Here is a 25,170-nt window from a genome sequence, read left to right as displayed (position 1 = left end):
AAGGGGGTGGACTATTGAAAATCAGGCAAGGTAAATATGAAGAAATAAAATTACGTGATAGAATTCCAGGAATGGTTGAATATATAGAGGACACAATGTTACCTACTGGTTTTCACTATTATATTCCTCCTCACTGGCATAGAAGTATTGAAATTAGCCTAGTCGCATTTGGAGAAGTTTTCTTGTATGTGAATGGGCAAAAAAAGAAAGTATCCGCTGGCGAATTTATTTTTGTGAATAGTGGAGATGTTCATGAATTCGAAAAAGTTGAAAATACAAGTTGTGCAGTAATGATGTTAATTATTTCTTATGAATTTCTTAAAGAGGTAAATGGAGATTTTGATAAATATAGATTTAATATAAAAGAATCAGTTGTTCAGAAAACTAACCTCCGACAAATATTTTATGAATTAAAGGAGTTAGTCACAAATTCTGATGATTTAAGTTACATAAAAATTAATAGTTTAATTTATGAAATTGTTTATATTCTATTGCGATATTGCAAAGATGGAGAGAGCATAGACAATAATTATCAACTTGGAAATAAACAGAAAGAAATGATTACGTATATTTATAAACATTATGATGAAGAACTTAAACTGAAAGATGTAGCTAAACATTTTTTTGTAAGTGAAGAACATTTTTCACGTATGTTCAAAAAATCGTTCGGATCAAATTTTACCACTTTTTTAACGAGATACAGGCTCTATAAAGCTTATGAAGATATTATTAATAGTACAAATTCTATACAAGATATAGCAGTAAAGCACGGATTTCCAAATGTAAAATCATTTATTTCACAGTTTAAAGAAAAATACGGATATACACCATTACAGTATAGGAAAAATATCATATCAAAAAATGACAATAATCGAATCAAATATGAACAACAATAAAAATACGTTCATGGTACATTTTGTACATGGAACGTATTTTTATTTAGTAAACGGGAAGTTATATAATCCTGAATAATGAAAGCGTTTGAATTTAGAGGGGAGAAATATTAGATGACTAGAAAATATGACTTAGACTTATTAGAAAAAATGCAAGAAAAACAAGAAACCATCAATGTACAGGGAGCAAAAATTTTAGTGAAAAACATACCGGATTGCGATGAAAAAGGAGCGATGGATCCACGCCTTTATAAGGATACGAAGGTTCAAATGAATGTAATGCGGTTTATGCCTAAAAATATGATGAAAATGGATGCTTCTGAAAAATCAGTAAAGAATATGCGGAAACAATTTAATTCGATTAAAAGTGTTCCCATTGTCACTAAAGACATTAATATTATGCATAAAACTGTGAAAGCTGGAGATGGATTTGATATTCCGATAAGAATTTATAATAGTAGTTCTAAACAAGAGAATGCACCAATTCTATATTTTATTCATGGTGGAGGATTTATGGCAGGTTCACCAGATGTAGTAGAAGAACTTGTGAAATTGATAGTGGAAAAAACAGATATACTAGCTGTTTCTGTGGATTATCGATTAGCTCCAGAAAATCCTTTTCCAACTGGGCATACAGATTGTTACACTACTTTAAAGTGGATTTATGAGAATGCTGGCACATTAGGCGGTGATAAGAATAATATCTTTGTGGCAGGTGATAGTGCAGGAGGGAACTTAACACAGTATTGTACAACTAAAGATTTGGAAGATGGTAGGAAGTACGTGAAGGGACAGTTGCTACTGTATCCTACAATTAATATGTGTGATTATGAAGATGAGTTTTATTCTTGGAGTATAGATAAATATGAAATTGCTCCAAAGTATAAAAAAGGATTAGAAAAAATGCTTAATATTATGCATTCAATGGTTGGAGGTATGTCAGAAGTACTGGGTACGAAAGAAATTGATTCTAAGTATTTAAGTCCATATGTTGATGTATCCCCAGACTATCCAAGTACATTTATTACGGTAGGAGAGCATGACTTTTTAATGATAGAATGCTTAGCTTATGCAGCTAAATTAACTAACAAAGGAGTTGATACCGAAACAGTCCTTTATCGAGGTTTAGGGCACGCTTATGGAGATAACGTAGGTGTTTATCCTCAAAGTGAAGATTTAGCAATTGAAATGGGGAATTTTATATTAAAGCATAGTGGAAAGTAGGGAGAATGATGAAAAATAGAGGGAAGCGAAAGCTTCCCTCTATGAAATTAACTATTCAATCTTAGTAAATGTAAGAGGTTGGGTACTTAACATTGCAGGTACATGCAATTGAAGAGATGGGAATTCACCACTCACATTCATTTCATAAGCGAATAATAAACTCATTTTCATTTGGAATAAATCAACTTTTGCAGAGAAGATGTCGTAATGATGATGCCCTAATTGAATATCCATCTCCATAAATTGTACATGTAAAGAATCATCTTGTTTGTATATTTTCAGTGTTCCATAAGCAGGGTGCTCAAAAGTTCCGGTATAGTCATCTAATGTGTGAGAAGTGCTAGTCCCTTTTGTTGCTTCAGGTAGTGCTTCAGTTGCCTCTTTCATCATTTCCTTCATTTTTTCAGTATCTTCTACAGCACGTTTATGCCAGTCTATGGATTCTAATCCGAGTAGCTCGTCGTAAATTTGGTTTGCTAAATAAATAGGAAGTAATGTACCTCCAGCATTCGTTAATATAACAAGACCTACATTTTCATTTGGCATAAATGAAACAAACGCTGAAAATCCATCGATATTACCGCCATGATGAACCATTTTATAACCACGATAAGCACTAATAAACCAACCAAGCCCATAACTATTTAATGGAGATTCAGGAAGTGATAAAACTGGTTGATCTGGAATGGAATTATGTGGTGTATACAGTTGTTGTAATAATTCAGAGGAGATTAATTCATGATCTCCAAACTTTCCTTCGTTTAAGTGAAGAAGTACCCAATTTGCCATATCTTCAATTGTAGAATTAATACATCCAGCAGCGCCGACTGTATCGATGTTACGGAATGGAACTTCTTTTATTTCATCTTCATTTTCAATGTAAGGCAAAGCATAATCATTTGTAGTTTGTGAATCTGTAACAGAGAAGTTTGTATGTCTCATATTTAAAGGTTCTAAAATATATTCTGTAGCATATTGCTCCCACGTTTGATTTGTAATGTTTTCAACAATATAACTAATTGTTGCATACATTAAGTTGTTATATAGAAATGAAGTCCGGAACGGTGCATCAAGTGGTAAATGTCTTATTTTTTCAACGAGGTCTTTTCGAGATAAGGAAGAGCTATACCAAAGAGCCTCATGACGGCTTACACCAGTTCGATGAGAAGCTAAATCTCGTCCTGTAACTTGTGAGCTAGCAAGTAGTTCAGATAAAGAGAAGTTAGGTAAATAAGACTGGACAGGAGTATCCCAATTAAACTTTTTTTGCTGTGCTAATAAGCTTAATGAAAGTGTGCCAAAAGCTTTCGTTGAGGAACCAATTGCGAACCGAGTACTCGGTGTAACAGGTTCTTTTGTTTCTATATTTCGATATCCGAAACCTTCTGAAAGAATAACTTCACCGTCTTTTATAACAGCTACAGCAGCACCAGGAACGTTTAAATCCTTCATCATTTTTTCAACCGTTGTTTGTAACGAAGTCATAACAGGAGTTTCAATTTTAGACATACTTCTAACCTCCAAATATAAATTTTGTCCTACCGCACTATACTTTCGGTAATAGAAAATGAAAACCTTTTTAAATATGGAAAGTTAATAATTTTGTAAGAATTACTGAAATAATTTTTATTTATCAAGATTATTAAATTTATTGTTTTTCATGTTATGATAAATTTCATATAAGATTGAAAGAAGGTTTTCCTACATATGAAACATGCTGAATATGAATACTTAAATTTATGCCGTCATGTAATGGAGCACGGTACGAAGAAAGAAGATCGTACAGGGACAGGTACTGTATCTGTATTTGGTTACCAAATGCGTTTCGATCTAAGTAAAGGATTTCCTTTATTAACGACAAAGAGAGTGCCATTTCGCCTAGTAGCAAGTGAACTGCTTTGGTTTATGAAAGGTGATACAAACATTCGTTATTTATTGCAACATAATAATAATATTTGGAATGAATGGGCGTTTAAGAGCTGGGTAGAAAGCGATGAGTATACTGGCCCTGATATGACAGATTTCGGTCTTCGCTCACAACAAGATGAGGAATTTAAGAAGCGATACGATGAGCAAATGGAATTGTTTAAAAAGAACGTTTTAGAAGACGATGAATTCTCAACGAAATTTGGATATTTAGGAGACGTATACGGAAAGCAGTGGCGTGCTTGGAAAACGACAGCTGGTGAGACACTTGATCAATTAAAAGATGTAATTGAAATGATTAAGAAAACACCAGATTCACGCCGTCTAATTGTGTCTGCTTGGAATCCTGAAGATGTACCAAGTATGGCTTTACCGCCTTGTCATACGCTATTCCAGTTTTATGTAGCAGATGGAAAGCTTTCTTGTCAGTTATATCAGAGAAGCGGTGACATATTCCTTGGAATTCCATTTAACATTGCAAGCTATTCACTTTTAACACATTTAATTGCACATGAATGTGGTCTTGAAGTGGGAGAATTTGTTCATACAATTGGAGATGCACACATTTATACGAATCATTTTGAACAAGTAGAAAAGCAATTGGCACGTGAACCACGTCCATTCCCGAAACTTACATTAAATCCAGATGTGAAATCTGTGTTTGATTTTGAAATGGAAGATTTAACGATTGAAGGATATGATCCACACCCAGCAATTAAAGCACCGGTTGCAGTATAATTGTAGAGGAGATGAAAAAATGATTGTTTCATTTATGGTCGCAATGGACGAGAATAGAGTAATTGGCAAAGATAATAATTTACCTTGGCGTTTACCAAGTGAATTGCAGTATGTAAAGAAAACAACGATGGGCCATTCACTTATTATGGGCAGAAAGAACTACGAAGCGATTGGTAGACCACTGCCTGGAAGACGTAATATTATTGTAACACGTAATGAAGGGTATCGTGTTGAAGGTTGTGAAGTAGCACATTCTGTAGAAGAAGTGTTTGAACTATGCAAAAATGAAGAGGAAATCTTTATTTTCGGCGGAGCACAAATTTATGATCTCTTTTTACCTTACGTAGACAAGTTATATATAACAAAAATCCATCATGCATTTGAAGGAGATACATTCTTCCCAGAAATGGATATGACAAATTGGAAAGAAGTTTTTGTTGAAAAAGGTTTAACGGATGAAAAGAATCCGTATACGTACTATTATCATGTGTATGAGAAGCAACAATAATAAGAAGGATTGATGTGAAATTCACATCAATCTTTTTATTTGTATTCGTTAATATAAGTTTATAGATGATATTCAATAGTGCTATAATGAAATCTAGCATGTAAAAATGCTAAAATTTTCAAAAGTATTCATATAGAAAGAGGAGGAGAATCGATTGAAAAAGATATGGGGGATTCTTTTTCTTTGCTTAACGTTCATGTTAGTTGGATGCGGTAAAGAAGAAAAACCACAAGAAGCGTTTGATACATATACAAAAGCATGGAATAAACAAAAATTTGCAGAAATGTATGATCAATTATCAGAAAAGGCAAAAAAAGATATTTCAAAGAAAGAGTTCACTGAGAAATATGAAAAAATTTATTCTGGCATTGAAGTGAAAAACTTAAAAGTAGAAGCAGGAGAAGTAAAAGAAGATAAAAAAGATGAAGGTCCTGTTCCTTTTAAAGTAAGTATGGATACAGTTGGTGGTAATATCTCTTTTGGCCATGAAGCAAAAATGGTGAAAGAAAAAGATGGAGATAAAGAATCTTGGAAAATAGATTGGACTCCTGATTTCATTTTCCCTGGCATGACAAAAGATAGTAAAGTGCGTATGCAGGCAACACAACCAAAACGTGGTGAAGTTTACGATCGTAATGGAAAAGGTCTTGCGACGAATGGGAAAGCTTCTGAGATTGGAATTATTCCAGAAAAATTAGATGAAACTGCTCCGCAAACGAAAGAAGCAGTAGCGAAGTTGTTAAATATGTCTGTAGAAGAGATTGATCAAAAACTAGCTGCGAAATGGGTAAAACCAGGGTATCTCGTACCAATTGGAATTTTGCCTGAGGGAGCAACGCAAAATACGTACATCGATTTACCTGGTGTTGCAGCAAAACCTGTAAATGTTCGTACATATCCGTTAGGGGAAGCAGCAGCGCATCTTACTGGTTATATCGGAAAAGTAAATGCAGAAGATTTAAAAACGCTTCAAAAGAAAGGCTATCAAGCCGATGATCCAGTTGGTAAAGCTGGATTAGAGCAAGTATTGGAAGAACAGCTACGCGGGAAAAAAGGTGGCCGTGTCTTCATGGAGGATGCACAAGGAAAAGAAATTAAAAATTTAGCGAAAACAGATGCTGTTGATGGAGAAAATGTAACTTTAACTATCGATAGTGTTGTTCAAGAAAAAACGTATAATGAAATGAAAGGAGAAGCTGGTTCAAGTGCGGCAATTAATCCGAAAAGTGGAGAAACAATTGCTCTTGTAAGTAGTCCAGCTTATAATCCTAATTTAATTGCACGAGGAACATCAAAAGCACAACGCGAGGCTTGGAATAATGACCCGAAAAAACCGATGACGAATCGATTTACACAATTATCGGTACCAGGTTCTGTATTTAAGCCAATTACAGCTGCAATCGGTCTTGAAACGAAAACAATCGATCCGAAAGAAGAGTTGAAAATTGAAGGATTGAAATGGACGAAAGATTCTTCTTGGGGTAATTATTATGTAACGCGTGTAAAAGATGCAAATCCGATTGATTTTGATAAAGCGATGAAATACTCGGATAATATTTATTTCGCACAAGAAGCTTTGAAAATCGGAAAAGATAAATTTATGGCTGAGGCGAAAAAATTCGGATTCGATGAGAAATTACCAATTGAATACGGATTCCCAGCTTCTAAAATCGCAAATGATGGCATAAAAAATGATATTCAAATGGCAGATACAGGATATGGACAAGGACAAGTCTTAATGACTCCTCTTCATTTAGCTTTAACGTATGCACCGATTGTAAATGATGGAAAGATTCCGTCACCGTATCTTATTAAAACAGATAAACAACCAAAAGTTTGGAAAGAAAACGTGATTTCTAAAGAAAATCAAGATATATTGAAAACGGCTTTAACGAAAGTAATTAACGATCCAGATGGTACTGGAAAAATTGCTAAAATTGATGGTATGACTCTTGCTGGCAAAACAGGTACAGCGGAATTAAAAGTATCCAAAGAGGCCGAAGGAAAAGAACTAGGCTGGTTCGCTGCATTTGATTTAAATTCACCAGATATGGTCATTACAATGATGATTGAAGATGTAAAAGGTAGAGGCGGAAGTAACATTCCAGCTGAAAAAGTGAAACATGTTTTTCAAAAATAATATGTAATAAAGGGCTATCTCTATAGTGTATAGAGATAGCCTTTTTGCATGAGGAATTCTAGATATCTATATACTGAATTTTAAAGGAACAAAATAAATCATTAACTTACGAAAAAAAGTAGCTATTTTTTATTGACATCAAACATAACTTTTTGTATTATACTTACATAAGGTAAGTTATTTACTTTTAAAATATAAATCTCAAATTAAAGATAAAATGTGTAAAAGGGAGCTAATACAATGACAAAAGTACTATTTATTACAGCAAATCCAAATTCAGCAGAAGGTTCTTTCGGTATGGCAGTAGGAGAAGCTTTCATCGAAGCGTATAAAAACGAACATCCACAAGACGAAGTTGTAACAATTGATTTATTCAATACAACTGTACCAGCAATCGATGCAGACGTATTCGCTGCTTGGGGGAAATTTGCAGCAGGCGAAGGATTCGAAACTTTAAGTGAAAATCAGCAACAAAAAGTTGCAGCAATGAACAATAACTTAGAAACATTTATGCATGCAGATCGTTATGTATTCGTGACTCCAATGTGGAACTTCAGCTACCCAGCAGTAGTGAAAGCATACTTAGATAACTTATCAATCGCAGGTAAAACATTCAAATATACTGAAAATGGTCCAGTTGGCTTACTAGAAGGCAAAAAAGCACTTCATATTCAAGCTACAGGCGGCGTTTACTCTGAAGGAGCATACGCATCTATGGACTTCGGTCGCAATCACTTAAATGCGGTATTAGGATTCATGGGTGTATCAGACACTGAATATATTGCAGTTGAAGGAATGAATGCAAATCCTGAAAAAGCACAAGACATTAAAGAAGCAGCAATTGTAAATGCACGCGAATTAGCAAAACGTTTCTAATATAGAAAACTTCAAAATGTCCAAACACTTGTTGTTTGGACATTTTTTCTTCTTTTTCCTTCGTTTGTCTAGTATAATGAAGGTCGGAATGATAATAGGTGGGGGTTCTGTATGATTCAAACGTTTTTTAAAATCTTTTATTTAATTTTAATCGTAATTGCGATTACACCAAGGTTGTGGCGTATAAAAAGAAAAGCAAATGCGATGTCACCGCAAGAAAAAGATAGTGTTGTGTATAAAACAACAAACTGGTTTGGTAAGAAAATGGTGGGTGTAACTGGATCGACTGTAGAAGTAAAGGGACTTGAAAATGTTCCAAAAGACAAGCCGGTGCTAGTTGTAAGTAATCATCAAAGTAATATGGATATTCCTGTTTTACTAGGTTACTTAAATAAGCCAATTGGATTCGTTTCAAAAGCGGAAATTAAAAAGTTTCCGGTTGTACCAACATGGATGGAACTAATGAATTGTGTGTTCATGGACCGCAGCGATCGCCGTCAATCTCTTAAGGCAATTAAAGATGGAATTGAACTATTAAAGAATGGACATTCTATCGTAATTTTCCCTGAAGGAACGAGAAGTAAGGGTGGCGAAATTGGAGAGTTTAAAGCGGGTAGTTTTCACCTAGCAGTAAAATCTGGTGTAGCAATCTTACCTGTAACGTTAGATGGTACATATAAAATGTTTGAAGCGAATGGAAATCGTATGAAACCAGCTCATGCAACAGTAACGATTTCTAAGCCAATTACACCTGAAGAATATGCAAGTATGGATGCTAAAGAGTTAACCCGAAGATACAAAAGATATTATTGCATCTCAATTACATAAGTAATAAAAAAAGTTTCAGCTTAAACAAGCTGAAACTTTTTTTATGCTGCGGGTAAGACATAAAACAGTACGCAGAAAAACATCATTGTACTACCGCCTAGTACGAAGAGATGCCAAATGGCATGATTGAACGGAAGCTTTTCCCAAAGGAAGAATATAGCTCCGACAGAATACAAAATGCCGCCTATTAATAGTAGTGAGAAGCCGTGACCGGTTAAATTTTCATAAAGGGGTTTAATGGCAACGATGATGAGCCAACCCATAATGATATAACATAATGTTGATGTTTTAATAAAGCGACGAACAAAGAAGATTTTGAAAATAATTCCACCAATCGCAAGGGTCCAAATAATTGCGAGTAAAGTCCAACCGAGCGGGCCACGCAGTGTAATGAGTAGAAATGGTGTATACGTGCCGGCAATTAATAAATATATGGCGGAGTGATCTAAAATGGTAAATAACTTTTCTACTTTTGGATGATGGATACTATGTAGCAGTGTAGAAAATAAGTATAGAAGGAACATGCTTACACCATAAACGGTAAAACCAACAACAGCAGATGCTGTGCCATGTTTGGAAGCATGAATAATTAATATGATTAAGGCAGGGATGCTTAAAATGGCACCGATACCATGGGTAATTGCATTCGCAATTTCTTCTTTTACAAATTGGGTCATTCTTTTAATTTTTTGCGTCATAATGTTAATTCCTTTCACTGTATTGAGATAAGTTATATTTTCCTTAACCATATCATATACAAAAGGAATAGAAAATGATATTCAATTGATTATATTTTCGAATTTTTTCGATAAAAGACAACGGATACATTGACGTTTACGAAATTTTTTGACAAAATGAACTTATGGAATAGTAGGACAAGGAATCTACTTATGAAGGGGATGGGGAAATGTTTTCAAATATTGGCTTTCCAGGGTTAATTTTAATTTTAGTAGCAGTGTTAATTTTATTTGGCCCAAAAAAGTTACCGGAAATTGGGAAAGCTTTAGGGGAAACGTTAAAAGAATTTAAAAAATCAACAAAAGAATTGACTGATGAGGCATTTCAAGAGAAAGAAAAAAATAAATAAAAGAATATGCTAAAGTTTTTCTCGGAATGGATAAATAAAGTGTGGTGAACGAGATGGAAGATCGGGAAATGAGCGTAGTAGAACATATTGTTGAGCTTCGCAAACGAGTAATATATACAGTATTATCCTTTGTATTATTTTTAATTATTGGATTTACTTTTACGAAGGATATTTATTTTTGGCTTGTAAAAGATTTACCAATGAAATTAACTGTTCTCGGTCCAAGTGATGTGTTGTGGATTTTTTTCTCGATTGCTACAGTATTTGCTATCGTTTGTACAATTCCTTTTGCTACGATACAAATTTGGTTATTTGTAAAACCAGGTTTACATCCCAATGAACAAAAAATGACATTAATGTATATACCGGTATTGTCTATATTATTTATAGCAGGCCTATCTTTCGGTTATTTTATCGTCATGCCATTTTTATTTCATTTCCTAACTACAATTGGTAATGAGATGTTTAATACGATGTTTACAACGGAAAAATATTTTCATTTCGTATTAAATTTAACAGTTCCGTTTGCTGTTATATTTGAATTACCTGTAGTTGTTATGTTTTTAACGAGTATAGGTCTTCTAACGGCAGAATTTCTTCAGAAAATAAGAAGATATGCTTATGTCGTGTTGATTATAATTGCATCATGTATATCGCCGCCAGATTTTTTATCACATAGTTTAGTAGCGGTACCGCTTATTTGTATTTATGAAATTAGTATCGCTTTATCAAAGATAGTTAGTAAACGAAAACAGAAAAGAGAAGAAATACAGTCGAAAAGTGCCTCGTTATAAAGGCACTTTTTAATTTATTTGTTATACTCTAGCTATAATTGTATACAATATATAGAAGGAAAAAATTATAGAATCTCCAAAATTTAGACAAACTTTTCATTTTTATAAGTTTATACTGAAGTTATCAAGCTATATATGGATAATAAGACTCCTGTCTCAAAGGATATATAGGACAGGGTTCGAATTAGGTGGATATAAATGAAGTATTAACTTCTGAATGGGGCAGCTTAAGGATATTTTAGTATTCATAGGAAACCTACACTAAAAAACGTGTTAAAGAATAAAGTGGAGGAAGTTCAAAAATCCAACGAAAAAGAGGATTGATATTGTGATTACGAAAAGTTTTTATTTCACTCATGCAACAGGGAATTGTATTAAAATATTTGAAATCCCTGTCCTACAAACACAGCATCCATTAGCGTTTCTAATTCAGTCTCGTCTTCAATTATTTATTGCAAAAATTCAAAAACATAAAAACCCAAGATTCTCGTACTCTTTCCGTGAATATTTACAAAGTTGTTTGAAGTGGCATGATTATTCAAATGTATATAAGACAAATACTCTTGAAAAGAATGCATAATACACAGCAGGGACAGAGTTAGGTAGGCTCTGTCTTTTTCATTTTAGGTATAAAAATATAATTAATTTGGTGAAATTCATTCGAAATTGTTGAAAGCCTCGGGAATGCTAGTATAATAACAGGGAGAGCGTATTGGAAAGGGAAGAATATAATATGCAAAAAATTAAAATTGTAACAGATTCAACGGCAGATTTATCAAAAGATATAATTGAGAAGTATGATATTCATGTTTTACCATTATCTATTTCTGTAAATGGACAAACATACTTAGATCGTGTAGATTTGCAACCGGATGAATTTATTGAAGAAATGATTAAATCAGAAGAATTACCAAAAACATCACAACCGGCTATGGGTACATTTGTAGAAATGTATGACAAGCTAGGCGAAGATGGAAGTGAAGTACTTTCCATTCATATGACAGGTGGAATGAGCGGTACTGTCGCAACAGCGAATAGTGCTGCATCAATGACAGATACAAAAGTAACAGTTGTTGATTCTCAATTTATTACACATGCTTTAGCATATCAAGTAATTGAAGCTGCAAAAATGGCAAAAGAAGAATGCTCACTAGAAGATATTTTAAAACGTATTGATGAAGTAAGAAAGAATACTCGTTTATATGTTGTCGTAGATACATTAGAGAACTTAGTGAAGGGTGGACGTATCGGTAAAGGGAAAGCTTTTATCGGTTCATTACTTAATATTAAACCTATTGCAAGTTTAGAAGGCGGCGTATATAATCCGGTAACGAAAGTACGTAGCCAAGGGCAGATTGTAAAAACGTTGGCTAAACTATTCGAGGAAGATACTGCTGGGAAAGTGGTGAAAGCTGTTGCGATTCCACATGCTAAAGCAATTCCTTTAGCAGAAAGTGTAAAAGCTGCTGTTGAAAAAGTGAATGGATTCACTCAATCAGAGATTTTCTTTACAACACCAGTTATCAGTACTCATACAGGACCAGGAGCAATTGGTTTTATGTATTTAGCAGAGTAATAAAAAAGCTACTTGAAATGAATTTTCAAGTAGCTTTTTTATTATTTCAGGACAGAAAATAAGAAATGAGAAGGGCAATACAGGCGCTACCGCTAATTATATAGCGAGTCTGTAAATAATCTTTCATGGAAAACACCCTTTTCAATTTTTTTAAGTATATGATAAATTACTCGCAAAAATTAGTACTATTATACATGAGAAGTTTCTGTGATTTTTACTGGTTCTTTAACTGGGACAATAGGGCTATAAGTGAAAGTTTGACCTAAAAAGAGAACATGTAGTTGTTCCCACGGTAGCATTCGTAAATTCCAGTTATTTCGTAGTCGTGTTACTGCTTCCCTTGGTGTTTCATCTGCTAAAGCAAAAGTACCGTAGTGCATGGGAATGAAATGTGTAGCGTTTATATCTAGATACGCTTGCACAGCTTCTTCTGGTGAAACGTGAGACACTTTCATAAACCATTCTGGTTCATAGGCACCAATTGGCATAAGTGCAATATCGATTGAAAAACGTTTGCCGATCTCTTTAAATCCTTGGAAATAACCACTATCACCACAAAAATAAATGGTTTCTGAAGAAGTCATATTATCAATGATCCATCCTCCCCAGTGAGAGGTGTTCATATCAAATAATGTTCTTCTCGTCCAGTGCTGGGCAGGTACGAAGTGAAAAGAGACTTCATCAATTGTTGTACTTTCCCACCAGTTGTATTCTTCTACATTGGTGAATTTTTTACGAGTAAATAATTTTTTTAGCCCAATAGGAACAAGGTATAAGGCATCATCATTTAGTTGACGAAGAGATGAAAAGTCTAAATGATCGTAATGACCGTGTGAAATAAGAACGATATCGATTTTAGGTAGTTCTTTTATAGTGAGCCCTGGCTCAGTAAGTCGTGGAACTAACTTTAATTTATTTGCCCATACTGGATCTGTTAAAATATTTAAGCCGTTCGTTTGAATGAGAAAAGTTGAATGACCAATCCATGTGACAGTCGTTTTTTCAAAGTTATTTAGTAGAAATTTACTTTGTTTAACAGGTGATTGTTCTACTAGAAAAGAAAAGTCTTTTTTGTTTTGCTTTCTCTCTTTACGCCAACGTAAGAAGGAGCGAATTGATTTTTTTGTACTTGCATTATCCATATTTTCATAGCGCTTTGCCATGAACATCACCTCATTTAAAATCGTTGTAGTTGTATTGTACCGAAATGTTGTTAAGGAATACAGTGTTTAACATGGATTAATGTTTAAGTAATTGTAAAAAAATAGGGGGGGTTATTTACAAATTTAACAATGAACTTCGTTTCGCAAATAATGGTTAGAGAAATAATAGTAGTAAAATATATTTTGTCTAGTAATTCGCTTGAAATAAAGAAGTAACATACGTAAATTCGTACGATTTCGTGAACAAATGATGTAAACAATTTTCTCATAGTGTTTACTTTTGTTATGATATACATAACTTACATAAATTAAGGATAGAGAAAAGAGGTTTAATAATGAAGCGTTATCAAAAGTTAATTGGTCTTATGGTTGTATTTTGTCTCTTTGTACTTGCAGGTTGTAGCAGTTCAGGGTCAAAATTACGTAAACCGTTAAACTGGGATTTAGAAACTTTCCAATTTACAAATCAAGAAGGAAAGCCGTTTGGTACAAAAGATTTAAAAGGGAAAGTCTGGGTAGCTGATTTCATGTTTACAAGCTGTCAAACGGTTTGTCCGCCAATGACTGCTAATATGGCGAAATTACAGAAAATGGCTAAGGAAGAGAAATTAGACGTTCAGTTTGTTTCGTTTAGTGTAGATCCTGAACTTGATAAACCAGAAAATTTGAAAGCATTCATTCAAAAGTTTACAGAGGATACAAGTAACTGGAACTTGTTAACTGGTTATTCACTGGAGGATATTATAAAGTTTTCAAAAGATAACTTCCAGTCGCTTGTAGATAAACCAGAGAATGGGCAAGTAATACACGGTACATCATTTTTCTTAGTCGATCAAAATGGAAAAGTAATGAAAAAATATAGCGGCATTAGCAATACGCCATACGAAGATATTATACGTGATATGAAGCGATTAGCTTCTTAAAAAGAAGGGTGCTAAGCACCCTTCTTTTATTAGTATTCAGTCTATGGATAATATGTCATGCTGTTGTGGTAATTTCGGTGCGCGAATTTCTAATACACCGTTTTGATAAGAAGCTTTCGTTGCTTTTTTATTAATTAAATATGGTAACTTAATAATTCTTGACGCTTCTGAAATGGAACGTTCTCGGCGATAATAGTTATGAGATGTTTGTTCTTCTTCCGTCTCTTCAAGTATATCTTCTTTTACAGAGACTTTTAAGTATTCGCTTTGTATTTCAATTTGAATTTGTTCTTTTTGTATACCTGGTAGTTCGGCTGTAACGACGAGTTCGTCACCAACTTCGTATAAATCTACTGGGAATGTTAATAAACGGTTTCCTTTTTGGAAAAAATGATTTAAATCAGCAATTACGCCACGAAGAGGCGTTTGTTCGAAAAAATCATCAATTTGTTTTAAGTAATTACGAACCGGTGGGCGAGAAGAATCTTTTTTTTCTTCACTCATGGTATTACCTCCTAGAAATCAATTTGCAATATCATATGACAAAAGCGGAGAAAGGTGATTGCCTAGTTTTCATGTTTTCATAAAAAAATGTTAAAAATGTGAAATGGAGTGAGTTTTTTATAGTTTTTGGTCGCCATATTCAGTTGATTATGCTAGTATAAATAGGGTTGATATAGTAGTATTGAGACAGAATGAAAACTGAAAGAGGGTAAGAAGTATGTGTGGTTTTGTAGGATGTTTATGTGAAAACCCTAGAGAGTTTTCAGAAACAGAAAAACATCAATTTGAAAATATGAACACGATGATTTTCCACCGCGGTCCAGATGACGAAGGATATTTTCGTGATGAACATGTACAATTTGGCTTCCGCCGTTTAAGTATCATTGACTTAGAGGCAGGACATCAGCCGTTAACTTATGAAAATGATCGATATGTAATTATTTTTAATGGTGAAATTTACAATTATGTAGAACTACGTGAAATGTTACTTGAAAAAGGTGCAACTTTTGCTACACAATCTGATACAGAAGTTATCATTGCATTGTATGCACATATGAAAGAAAAATGTGTAGACTACCTTCGTGGTATGTTCGCATTTATGATTTGGGATCGTGAAGAAAAGACACTTTTCGGTGCACGTGACCACTTCGGTATTAAGCCTTTATACATCGCACAACAAGGTGATACTACATTCTTCGCATCTGAGAAGAAAAGTATTATGCATGTAATGGAAGACAAAGGGGTAAACCCAAAGTCACTACAACACTACTTTACGTACCAATATGGTCCAGAGCCAGAAACATTAACAATTGATGTTAACAAAATTGAGCCTGGTCATTACTTCGTAAAAGAAATCGGTAAAGAGATGGAAATCCATCGCTACTGGAATCCTTATTTCAACGCTTCAAGCGCAACGAAAGAGGAGCATATCCAAGCAATTCGTGATGTATTATACGATTCTGTAAAAGTACATATGCGTAGTGATGTACCAGTAGGTTCATTCCTTTCTGGTGGTATCGATTCATCTATTATTGCTTCTATCGCAAGAGAAATGAATCCAAATCTATTAACATTCTCTATTGGTTTCGAACAGCGCGGTTTCAGTGAAGTTGATGTTGCGAAAGAAACTGCTGAGAAATTAGGAGTTAAAAACCATAACGTATTCATTACAGCGCAAGAATTTATGGATGAGTTCCCAAAAATCATTTGGCATATGGATGATCCTTTAGCGGATCCAGCAGCTGTACCATTGTATTTCGTTGCGAAAGAAGCGCGTAAACATGTAACGGTTGTTCTTTCTGGTGAAGGTGCAGACGAGCTATTTGGTGGATATAACATTTATCGTGAGCCAAACTCGTTAAAAATGTTCTCTTACATTCCTAGCCCAGGAAAGAGTGTTCTAAAGGCATTAAGTGGTGCTCTTAAAGAAGGGTTTAAAGGAAAAAGCTTCTTAGAGCGTGGATGTACGCCAATCGAAGAGCGTTACTATGGAAATGCGAAAATCTTCCGTGAAGAAGAGAAAGCTGAATTAATGAAGTATTACGATGAAAGTGTTAACTACATGGATATCACGAAACCATTGTATAACGAAATTAAAGATTATGATGATGTAAGTAAAATGCAGTACATTGATATGTTCACATGGTTACGCGGCGATATTTTATTAAAAGCTGATAAAATGACGATGGCAAATTCATTAGAACTTCGTGTACCGTTCTTAGATAAAGAAGTATTTGACGTTGCATCTAAAATTCCGACAGAATTTAAAATTGCAAACGGAACAACGAAAGCTATATTACGTGAAGCTGCTCGTGGAATTGTTCCGGATCACGTGTTAGATCGTAAAAAGCTTGGATTCCCAGTACCAATTCGTCACTGGTTAAAAGATGAAATGCACGATTGGGCTGTAAATATTATTAAAGAAAGCAAAACTGAGCATTTAATCGAAAAACAGTATGTATTAAACTTACTGGAAGCACATTGTGCAGATAAAGGCGATTATAGCCGTAAAATTTGGACTGTACTTGCGTTTATGGTATGGCATCAAATTTATGTTGAGCATAAATACGATACGAATAAGTTCCACGAAGAAACAAAGCGTGCGTATAGCTTAGTTTAATAAAAAACCTTAAGGTCGCATTCGATCTTAAGGTTTTTTTCATAAATTGCATTTATTATTGATACAATAATAGTAAAAGGATGGACAACATATGATTACGTTTGAGAAAGTAAATACAGAAAATGAAAGCGCTGTAAAAGAAATGTTTCACTCACACAGCTTAGATGAGAAAAAGGTTCAGTATTGTGTAAAGGTTGATGATACATATATTGGTGTAATAGATTATAGCGTTCAAGAAGAGAGTGCTATTTTGTCACAGTTAATTATTCATTTTGATTATCAAGGTTATGGATACGGGACAAATACGTATTTTACATTTGAAGAAATGATGAAACAGAGAAATGTGAAAGAAATAAAAGTATTGCAAGAAATGTTTACGGAACAAGCTAAATCTTTCATAGAGGGATCTGGTTTTATTGAGGAAAATGGAATATATGTAAAGAAAATATAGTGAATATTGATTAGGTGATGATATGAATATAAGGTAGGTGGACGTATGACGATAACTTCTGGTCTTGTATTAGTTGGAGGTTGTTTTATAGTAGCAGAACTATGCCAGACTTTTATTCGGAAAAGAATGTATAAGAAGAGAAGACCATATGAATTACAATATATACCCGTGTTTGTAATTTTGTTTTGTATGCTATTTGTATTGCAAAACATAACGTATTTCCCACCTCTTTTGAACATCTTTTTGAAGTTTGGGTTGCTATATAGCGGCGGTGGGATATTTCTTTTATTTCTTTTATTTTGCATACGTTACATCCATTATCAATCGTATATATTCATTTTAAATTGGCTAAAGCAAAGCGATAGAAACCGCCTTACATAAGGGGGTTTTTTTATTTGTACTTGTAACGGAACTTGTACAATTAACATAAAATAGGACGAGTAGAAATGAAAGCTTATTACAATAAAGAAAGGAATGAAAAAGATATATGAAACTTGTTATAGACGCAGGGCATGGTGGATATGATTCTGGTGCTGTTGGTAATGGGTTAGTGGAAAAAGAGTTAACACTTCAAATTGCTAGACGTGTGCGAGATATTTTATCTGCAAATTACCCAATCAATATTAAAATGACACGTGATAGTGATGTATTTATCTCTTTATCAGAACGTGCTAATATTGCTAATTCATTTGGTGCAGATTATTTTATCTCATTTCACATTAATAGTGGCGGTGGCACTGGATTTGAAAGTTATATTTACAATGCGCTATCTAATAGTAGTTCCGCATATGAAAAGCAACAAAAAATGCATGCAGCAGTCAATCCTGTATTAACAAAATATGGTCTTCGTGATCGAGGGGCAAAAAAAGCAAATTATGCGGTACTAAGGGAGACTGCAATGGATGCAATTTTAACTGAGACTGCTTTTATTGATACAACATTTGATGCTAATTTATTGAAAAATCCACAATTTATCGAAGATCTAAGTCAAGCATATGCAAACGGAATAGCAGCTATTTTTGGAGTAGCTCCAAATCCGAATCCTCCAAATCCACAACCTCCAAATCCTCAGCCAACACCACAAACGAAGGGGATTGCTTATATCCTTGGGAAAAATGTGAATTTAAGAAGTGGTCCATCAACGTCTTCTTCAGTTATTCATCAACTAAACTCCCCAGAATCGTATGTCGTATATCAGGAAAGTAACGGATGGTTAGACTTAGGAAATGGACAATGGGTGTATAATGACCCTTCGTACATTAATTTTGTAAAGACGAGCAATAGCGATGGAAGTGCAATTGGTGTCGCATATATACAAGGAACGAATGTGAATTTAAGAAGTGGTCCATCAACATCTTCTTCAGTTATTCGTAAATTAAATAATCCAGAATCTTATTTAGTATATATTAATCAAAACGGTTGGTTGAACCTTGGTGGAAATCAATGGGTGTATAATGATCCATCATATATTAAATATAATCAATATTAGGAAATGAGTTTATAATGTAATATGAATGCGTATTTATGTATAACGTAGATACGCATTTTAAGAACATTTATTATTTTCATACTTATACACTTTATTTTAAAAATAAACATTTGAATAGCGGATAGAATCTAAAATGTATATATTGAAAAAGTTTTCTGATATACATTGACAATGTATGTAATATACATTAATCTTTAATGGTTAATGATAATCGATTTCATCTAGGGAGGACATATGGTACATAGTAAAAAAATATTTATGTTCTGCATTATGATACTTATGGTAATAATCGCAGGGTGTAGCAAAGAAGAGAAAAAAGAAAATGATACATCGGCTAAAGCAAAAGATTCGTATACTGTAAAGCATGCAATGGGTGAAACAACAGTAAATGGTACACCTAAAAAAGTAGTTGTTTTAACAAATGAGGGTGCGGAGGCGCTTTTAGCTGTCGGAGTAACACCAGTTGGAACTACAAAACCACGTGCTGGTGATGAATGGTATCCTCATTTAGCGAAAGATTTAAAAGATACGAAAGTTGTAGGTACTGAGCGTGATATTAATTTAGAGGCAGTTATGAAGCTTAAGCCAGATTTAATTATCGGGAATAAAATGCGTCATGAAAAAATATATGAGCAATTGAACGAAATAGCGCCAACTGTGTACGCTGAAACATTGCGCGGGGATTGGAAAGAAAACTTTACACTCTATACAAAAGCTGTAAATAAAGAAAAAGAAGGGCAAAAGGCTCTTGAAGATTATAAAAAACGTATTGAAGGAATGAAAGAGAAGTTAGGAGATAAATTGAATTCTAAAGTTTCTATTATTCGCTTCGTACCAGGTGACGTTCGTATTTATCAGAAAAACTCATTCTCAGGTGCTGTTTTAAATGATATTGGATTTAAGCGACCACCACTACAAGATAAAGATGAGTTTGCGATAAAAGGAATTACAAAAGAGCAAATTCCGAATATGGATGGGGACTACATATTCTACTTCACATCTGATAAAGATGCAGATAAGAATAACGAAGGAACCACGTTAGCAAAAGAATGGACAGAAGACCCACTCTTTAAGCAGCTACAGGCTTCTAAAGACAATAAAGTATTCCAAGTGGATGAAGTAATTTGGAATACAGCAGGCGGTATTAAAGCTGCAAACTTAATGCTAGATGATATTGAAAAATATTTTTTGAAATAAATGAATGGTTGAGTGCATCACTTTAAATAGGTGATGTACTTTTTTTGTTTAGTTAAATACAGAAAATTCCTTCTTTTAAGTGTGGATAAGTTGTACAATAAAACCAATCATGGAATAAAGGAGTGGAAAGGAATGAAAGCTACTCATAAAGATTGGATTTTGTTTAACGGAAGAATTGTAAATACGAAAGAAGAACAGCCGATGGTTGCGTTGGAAGAGCGAGGACTCCAATTTGGTGATGGCATATATGAAGTATTTAGGCTATACGATGGGAAGCCTCATTTATTAGACTTACATTTGGAACGCTTTTTTAAATCTATGAGGGAAATAAATATTGTTCCGCCGTTTACAAAGGAAGAGTTAGTTGAAGAACTTCATCAAATGATTGAAAGAAATCAATTTCAAGAGGATGGGAATGTGTATCTTCAAATATCACGTGGAGCTCAAGCTCGAAATCATGTGTATGAAAAAGATTTACAGTCAACATATTTTGCGAATGTTGTTTTGTTTCCAAGACCTACCGCTACTATGGAACAAGGAATAAAGGTTACTGTAGAAGAGGATATACGCTGGAAGTTCTGTCATATAAAATCTTTAAACCTTCTACCTAATATCATGATTAAAAATAAAATAAACGAGCAAGGGTATCAAGAAGCGATATTAGTACGAGATGGAGTTGTAACAGAAGGGTGTCATTCGAATTTCTTTATGGTGAAAAATAATAAATTAATTACACATCCGGCCGATAATTTCATTCTACACGGCATTACTCGTCACTACGTTATTACATTAGCGAAAGCTTTACATATTGAAGTAGAAGAGCGTGAATTCTCATTGCAAGAAGTATACGAGGCTGACGAATGTTTCTTTACAGCGACACCACTTGAAATATTCCCTGTTGTTCAAATTGGTGATGAGAAGTTTGGAAGCGGCGAAAGAGGACCAATTACGAAAAAACTACAAGCTGCATATGAAGAAAGTATTAGTTTGTTTAAAGTGACAAATTAATAATGAGGGGAAAAGCTGGTATTCCCCCAGCTTTTTTTCATGATATAATTCAACCATAGGACAAGTTTTGAAAACGCTGTAAAAAGGGGATTTAATATATGAATTATGAAGATTTTAAAGAAGTAATTCACGGTAGACGAAGTGTTAGAAAGTTTACAGAACAAGAAGTATCCACTAGTGATATAAAAGAAATTATTGATTGTGCTCGTTATGCACCGAGTGATACGAACTCACAAACGTGGGAGTTCTTGGTCATTATGAACCGAGAGAAAATTAAAGAAATTGAACAAATGACATGGGATGCATTACATAAACTTGCAGCAAAAGCAGCAGAAAATGGAGAAGAGAAAGCAGGGAAATTACTTACACGTTCTTTCGGTCCATATGCGACAGCTTTCTCTGAGGCGCCAGTATTAATCGTATGTTTGGCAACACCATATGAATCAAAGTTTCGTGAAAAGATATTTGATCCAATTGCCTTCGTTCCTGATTCAGTATGGGAAGAGGAAGGAATTAAGAGTAGCTGTTTAGCAGCACAAAACTTAATGTTGGCTGCACATGCGAGAGGACTGGGTACTTGTCCAATGACAGGACCTGTATTATTAGCTCAAGATGAACTGCGACAATATTTACAAATTGAGCCTCAAAAACAAATTAATATGGTAATTTCACTCGGGTTTCCGAAAGATAAGCCGAAGAAACTTTCTCGAAAAGAAGTTGATGAGATTACAACATTTATTTTCTAAATGTTATGTAGAAAAGACATTGAAATAGCAATGTCTTTTTTTATTTTGCGTGCCCAGCTAAGCTGGGCACTGCTTGCTGGTGAAAGTCCAGCCTAGGTAAGAGCCAAGTCGCCTAGTAGCTGACAGGCAGCTGGTGGAGAAATCCTAAGGTTGAAGCCCTGTGACAAAGTAACTTCTACTAGAAGTGCGAGCGAATCAACAGACCGTAACATAAAGTGAACCTTGCCGCCTCGTTAAAAGCAACCTAGCAATAGGACAAAGGGAAGTCGAGCCTGGTGAATATGGGCGAAGACCATGGAAGATGTGAAGAACTTGGAAATACGACATCGAAGAATCCCTCGGGGTACGGAGGGCGGTATGTTGAGAAAGTAGTGTCTGGAACTGGGGAGACCCTCCTTTGCCCTTTCTTTCAGAAAGGAGAGAGGAAACCTATAAGCATATACGAAATGGTGGACTGTAAAGAGGGAGTCGGAGGAGGTCATAGTACTGAATATCATAACGACAACACAACGTTATGTAGGGAAGGACCTCTACTTTGTTCATAAGTTGGAAGGAGGTAAGAGTGAGTGAATGCTGGAAAACTAGCTAACTACACTGATGTAAAAGCTCAAGAACTTTGGAAGACTTTATATCTTTGTGCCAAAGAAAGTTCAAGTCGTAGGTTTCACGCGTTGTACGACAAAATATATCGTCCTGACATATTGGCTGAAGCATGGAGAAGGGTAAAACGGAATCAAGGGAGCGGTGGAATTGATGGACAGACGATTGAAGAAATCGTGTATCAATATGGAGAACGAAACTTTCTCAATGAATTATATATAGAATTGAAAAGTAAATCCTACCATCCACAAGCTGTAAGAAGAATGTATATTCCAAAAGGTGATGGAAAACAAAGACCGCTTGGAATTCCCACGATCAAGGATAGGGTTGTACAAATGGCAACGAAATTGGTGATAGAACCTATCTTCGAAGCCGATTTTCAAGACTGTTCGTATGGATTTCGCCCGAAACGCACAGCACATCAAGCGATATCGAAGATACGGAAAGCGAGTAAAACATCTCATTGGATTGTAGATGTAGACATACAAGGATACTTTGACAATATTAATCATGACAAATTAATGAGGCTTGTAGAAAGAAGAATCAGTGACCGAAGAGTGTTAAAACTCATTAGAAAATGGTTGAAAGCGGGAATCATGGAACATGCGCAATTTCATGAAACGACATTAGGTACACCACAAGGTGGCGTGATATCTCCATTACTTTCTAATATATATTTAAACTATATGGATACCATTTGGGAAAAGAAGTGTAAACATTTGGGGGAACTAATTCGATATGCGGATGACTTTGTCATCGTATGTCAAACAAAACAACAAGCATTAGAGAGTATTCGGATACTACAATCCATTATGAATAAGTTAGAACTTACAATCCATACAGAAAAGTCGAAGCTAGTGAATACGTGGGATGGAAACGAGGGATTTGATTTTCTAGGATTTCACCACCGAAAATACCCTAAACATGTGAAAGGCGGGAAGAAAGTGCATGTGATGGCACATATTCCGAGCCAGAAAGCCATGAAGAAAATGCGGGAACGCATTAAAAGATACACAGAGCCGAGGAACAAACTGTATCTACAATTGGAAGAGATGGTGAAAGGTTTAAATAGAATTCTGCAAGGATTCAAGAATTATTATAGCTTATCTTCAATTGGATAGAGGTGGCTCTGTAAAATAGACTGGTACGTCCTAGAACGACTTAACCTTTTTGGAATAAGAAAAGAAATGTTCGAAAGAAACATGGTCGTATCAAGGACTTGATGAAGAAAACAACATATACACTCGTGAAAGTAGGAGGATAGAACAAAACTGAACGCCAAAGAAGGAAGAACATCGGAAAGCCGTATGAGGGAAAACCTCACGTACGGTTTGATGAGGGAAGCTGAAACAGAAAAGGGATGGCAAAGCCATCCCTAAAGAAAATTTAATCTGTTTCAGTTTTCTACTCTACGAATGGATATTTTTTTAGTAAATTGGGCTAAAATGATGAATAGAGTGGAATTACTATTTATTTCTTTAAAAAAATTAATGTTCTTAAAATGAAAGTATGGTACAGTAATCGTGAGCAAGCTAATATTTGTTCATGAAAGTGTTAAAAACTAGTTTTAAAATCAAGAAGTTATTTTTGTATAATAAATTATAATGAAATAACAGGGGGAATGAATTTTGAAGAAATTCATAATCGCTGGATTGTCTGTATTGTTATTAGTAGGCTGTGGTACTCCAAAGGAAAAAGAGGATGCACAGTCAAACCAGGAAGAACAAGTTGTAAATGCAAGTGATGAGAATATGGTCGTATTTCCTGAAGGAGCAGTGCCAATCGGAGAAGGGAAAGTAAAAGTAACTACTCCAGATGGTACTTCTGAAAATGGCAATATACCAACTGTATTCATAAAAAAGGATACTTTAATTCAGCAAGTCGAATTAGAACTTTCCAATTTTCAAAACGATAAAGAAACATTTGTATTTGTAGATCAAATATTTGCAGATAAACATCAAGTAACTAGTACAACACAGACAACAGTACAATTAAAAGAAAAGACGCTTGAGACAGGTAGTCATACGATTACCGCAGCTCAGTTTGAAAACAATGACCCAAAAGGAAAAGTCATTAGCTTGAATCAAGCGACGTTTGAAACGAAGCCTGCGTCTTAATATGGAAAAAGTACATTACTCAAAAGTAGTGTACTTTTTAGTTTGGATTGAATTATGTCATTGAGAATAATTTGTGTCACTTTTTAGTACGAATGAATAGGAAGAAATTATTCTTTACTATCATGTAAGAGAAAGGGATTGAAAGTTTGAAACGAGTTATTCGTATTTTCTTATTTATTATAATGTTTTCGGTCATTTGGTTTACTTTACAAGAGGCGGTTGAAGTTACGCTCAATTATCACATTCATGACTTGTTAATTGGA

24 protein-coding genes and 1 pseudogene are annotated in these 25,170 nt (G+C 34.5%); 21 read left to right on the top strand and 4 right to left on the bottom strand.

Annotated features, from left to right (window positions below; genetic code table 11):
- The first annotated feature begins 14 nt into the window (after positions 1-14).
- Together JFU18_RS04700 and JFU18_RS04695 are read left to right on the top strand one after the other, a co-directional pair.
- Positions 15-896, top strand: coding sequence for an AraC family transcriptional regulator (locus JFU18_RS04700; RefSeq protein ID WP_201050272.1), 882 nt, complete (start codon positions 15-17; stop codon positions 894-896).
- Between the two features lie 111 nt (positions 897-1,007).
- Complete coding sequence (locus JFU18_RS04695) at positions 1,008-2,117, top strand: alpha/beta hydrolase (RefSeq protein WP_201033114.1); 1,110 nt, start codon at positions 1,008-1,010, stop codon at positions 2,115-2,117.
- Positions 2,118-2,168: 51 nt separating this feature from the next.
- On the opposite strand, the gene JFU18_RS04690 is transcribed toward JFU18_RS04695, so the two are convergent.
- Positions 2,169-3,626, bottom strand: a complete 1,458-nt coding sequence (locus JFU18_RS04690) for a serine hydrolase (protein WP_201033721.1) — start codon at positions 3,624-3,626, stop codon at positions 2,169-2,171.
- A 198-nt stretch (positions 3,627-3,824) separates the two neighbouring features.
- Between JFU18_RS04690 and JFU18_RS04685 the strand changes: the two genes are divergently transcribed.
- From JFU18_RS04685 to JFU18_RS04665, 5 genes and pseudogenes are all read left to right on the top strand, one after another.
- Positions 3,825-4,781: a thymidylate synthase gene (locus tag JFU18_RS04685; protein WP_002065184.1), complete on the top strand. Its 957-nt coding sequence runs from the start codon at positions 3,825-3,827 to the stop codon at positions 4,779-4,781.
- 19 nt (positions 4,782-4,800) lie between these two features.
- Positions 4,801-5,289: a dihydrofolate reductase gene (locus JFU18_RS04680; protein WP_002031690.1), complete on the top strand. Its 489-nt coding sequence runs from the start codon at positions 4,801-4,803 to the stop codon at positions 5,287-5,289.
- A 154-nt stretch (positions 5,290-5,443) separates the two neighbouring features.
- Positions 5,444-7,429 (top strand): penicillin-binding protein 3, encoded by a 1,986-nt coding sequence (pbpC, locus tag JFU18_RS04675; RefSeq protein WP_201033116.1) that lies wholly within the window; start codon positions 5,444-5,446, stop codon positions 7,427-7,429.
- Between the two features lie 240 nt (positions 7,430-7,669).
- A complete protein-coding gene (locus JFU18_RS04670) occupies positions 7,670-8,305 on the top strand; it encodes an FMN-dependent NADH-azoreductase (RefSeq protein ID WP_002012622.1) in 636 nt (211 codons plus the stop codon).
- A 111-nt stretch (positions 8,306-8,416) separates the two neighbouring features.
- Positions 8,417-9,137 (top strand): annotated as a pseudogene (locus tag JFU18_RS04665) (lysophospholipid acyltransferase family protein).
- A gap of 37 nt (positions 9,138-9,174) precedes the next feature.
- On the opposite strand, the gene trhA reads toward JFU18_RS04665, so the two are convergent.
- The gene (gene trhA / locus JFU18_RS04660) at positions 9,175-9,831 is read right to left on the bottom strand and encodes a PAQR family membrane homeostasis protein TrhA (protein ID WP_002085872.1); all 657 of its coding nucleotides are present in this window, start codon (positions 9,829-9,831) and stop codon (positions 9,175-9,177) included.
- A 209-nt stretch (positions 9,832-10,040) separates the two neighbouring features.
- On the opposite strand from trhA, the gene JFU18_RS04655 reads away from it, so the two are divergent.
- The 4 genes from JFU18_RS04655 (at position 10,041) to JFU18_RS04640 (ending at position 12,590) form a co-directional block, all read left to right on the top strand.
- On the top strand, positions 10,041-10,220 hold the full coding sequence (locus JFU18_RS04655) for a twin-arginine translocase TatA/TatE family subunit (protein ID WP_002012719.1): 180 nt from the start codon (positions 10,041-10,043) through the stop codon (positions 10,218-10,220).
- A gap of 53 nt (positions 10,221-10,273) precedes the next feature.
- Positions 10,274-11,014, top strand: coding sequence for a twin-arginine translocase subunit TatC (gene tatC, locus JFU18_RS04650; protein WP_201033723.1), 741 nt, complete (start codon positions 10,274-10,276; stop codon positions 11,012-11,014).
- Between the two features lie 328 nt (positions 11,015-11,342).
- Complete coding sequence (locus JFU18_RS04645; protein WP_201033118.1) at positions 11,343-11,594, top strand: DUF2535 family protein; 252 nt, start codon at positions 11,343-11,345, stop codon at positions 11,592-11,594.
- 153 nt (positions 11,595-11,747) lie between these two features.
- On the top strand, positions 11,748-12,590 hold the full coding sequence (locus tag JFU18_RS04640; RefSeq protein ID WP_201033724.1) for a DegV family protein: 843 nt from the start codon (positions 11,748-11,750) through the stop codon (positions 12,588-12,590).
- Between the two features lie 188 nt (positions 12,591-12,778).
- On the opposite strand, the gene JFU18_RS04635 is transcribed toward JFU18_RS04640, so the two are convergent.
- A complete protein-coding gene (locus tag JFU18_RS04635) occupies positions 12,779-13,753 on the bottom strand; it encodes an MBL fold metallo-hydrolase (protein WP_201050271.1) in 975 nt (324 codons plus the stop codon).
- Between the two features lie 335 nt (positions 13,754-14,088).
- On the opposite strand from JFU18_RS04635, the gene JFU18_RS04630 reads away from it, so the two are divergent.
- A complete protein-coding gene (locus tag JFU18_RS04630; RefSeq protein WP_201033725.1) occupies positions 14,089-14,676 on the top strand; it encodes an SCO family protein in 588 nt (195 codons plus the stop codon).
- 36 nt (positions 14,677-14,712) lie between these two features.
- Here JFU18_RS04630 and JFU18_RS04625 read toward each other — a convergent pair whose 3' ends face one another.
- Positions 14,713-15,180 carry an Hsp20/alpha crystallin family protein gene (locus JFU18_RS04625; RefSeq protein ID WP_002012708.1) on the bottom strand — a complete coding sequence of 156 codons (468 nt, stop codon included), beginning with the start codon at positions 15,178-15,180 and terminating at the stop codon, positions 14,713-14,715.
- Between the two features lie 217 nt (positions 15,181-15,397).
- Between JFU18_RS04625 and asnB the strand changes: the two genes are divergently transcribed.
- The 9 genes from asnB to JFU18_RS04580 all read left to right on the top strand — a co-directional run bounded on the left by asnB (position 15,398) and on the right by JFU18_RS04580 (position 24,907).
- On the top strand, positions 15,398-17,299 hold the full coding sequence (asnB, locus tag JFU18_RS04620) for an asparagine synthase (glutamine-hydrolyzing) (protein ID WP_002012706.1): 1,902 nt from the start codon (positions 15,398-15,400) through the stop codon (positions 17,297-17,299).
- Positions 17,300-17,390: 91 nt separating this feature from the next.
- On the top strand, positions 17,391-17,750 hold the full coding sequence (locus JFU18_RS04615; protein WP_002012705.1) for a GNAT family N-acetyltransferase: 360 nt from the start codon (positions 17,391-17,393) through the stop codon (positions 17,748-17,750).
- Positions 17,751-17,795: 45 nt separating this feature from the next.
- Positions 17,796-18,131, top strand: coding sequence for a hypothetical protein (locus JFU18_RS04610; protein WP_078176649.1), 336 nt, complete (start codon positions 17,796-17,798; stop codon positions 18,129-18,131).
- Between the two features lie 106 nt (positions 18,132-18,237).
- Positions 18,238-19,239, top strand: a complete 1,002-nt coding sequence (locus JFU18_RS04605; RefSeq protein WP_201033726.1) for an N-acetylmuramoyl-L-alanine amidase — start codon at positions 18,238-18,240, stop codon at positions 19,237-19,239.
- Between the two features lie 234 nt (positions 19,240-19,473).
- Positions 19,474-20,436 (top strand): ABC transporter substrate-binding protein, encoded by a 963-nt coding sequence (locus tag JFU18_RS04600; protein ID WP_002127211.1) that lies wholly within the window; start codon positions 19,474-19,476, stop codon positions 20,434-20,436.
- A 132-nt stretch (positions 20,437-20,568) separates the two neighbouring features.
- Positions 20,569-21,444, top strand: coding sequence for a D-amino-acid transaminase (gene dat, locus JFU18_RS04595; RefSeq protein WP_201033123.1), 876 nt, complete (start codon positions 20,569-20,571; stop codon positions 21,442-21,444).
- 98 nt (positions 21,445-21,542) lie between these two features.
- Positions 21,543-22,190: a nitroreductase family protein gene (locus JFU18_RS04590; protein ID WP_002012699.1), complete on the top strand. Its 648-nt coding sequence runs from the start codon at positions 21,543-21,545 to the stop codon at positions 22,188-22,190.
- A 566-nt stretch (positions 22,191-22,756) separates the two neighbouring features.
- Positions 22,757-23,911 carry a group II intron reverse transcriptase/maturase gene (gene ltrA / locus JFU18_RS04585; RefSeq protein WP_307838510.1) on the top strand — a complete coding sequence of 385 codons (1,155 nt, stop codon included), beginning with the start codon at positions 22,757-22,759 and terminating at the stop codon, positions 23,909-23,911.
- Between the two features lie 507 nt (positions 23,912-24,418).
- On the top strand, positions 24,419-24,907 hold the full coding sequence (locus tag JFU18_RS04580; protein ID WP_002065200.1) for a putative periplasmic lipoprotein: 489 nt from the start codon (positions 24,419-24,421) through the stop codon (positions 24,905-24,907).
- Positions 24,908-25,170 lie beyond the last annotated feature (263 nt).

The organism is Bacillus sp. TH22, assembly GCF_016651015.1.
GTDB classification, from domain to species: Bacteria; Bacillota; Bacilli; order Bacillales; family Bacillaceae_G; genus Bacillus_A; species Bacillus_A mycoides.
The sequence above is the reverse complement of the archived record's forward strand: the minus strand, read 5'-3'. Positions and strand labels throughout refer to the sequence as shown.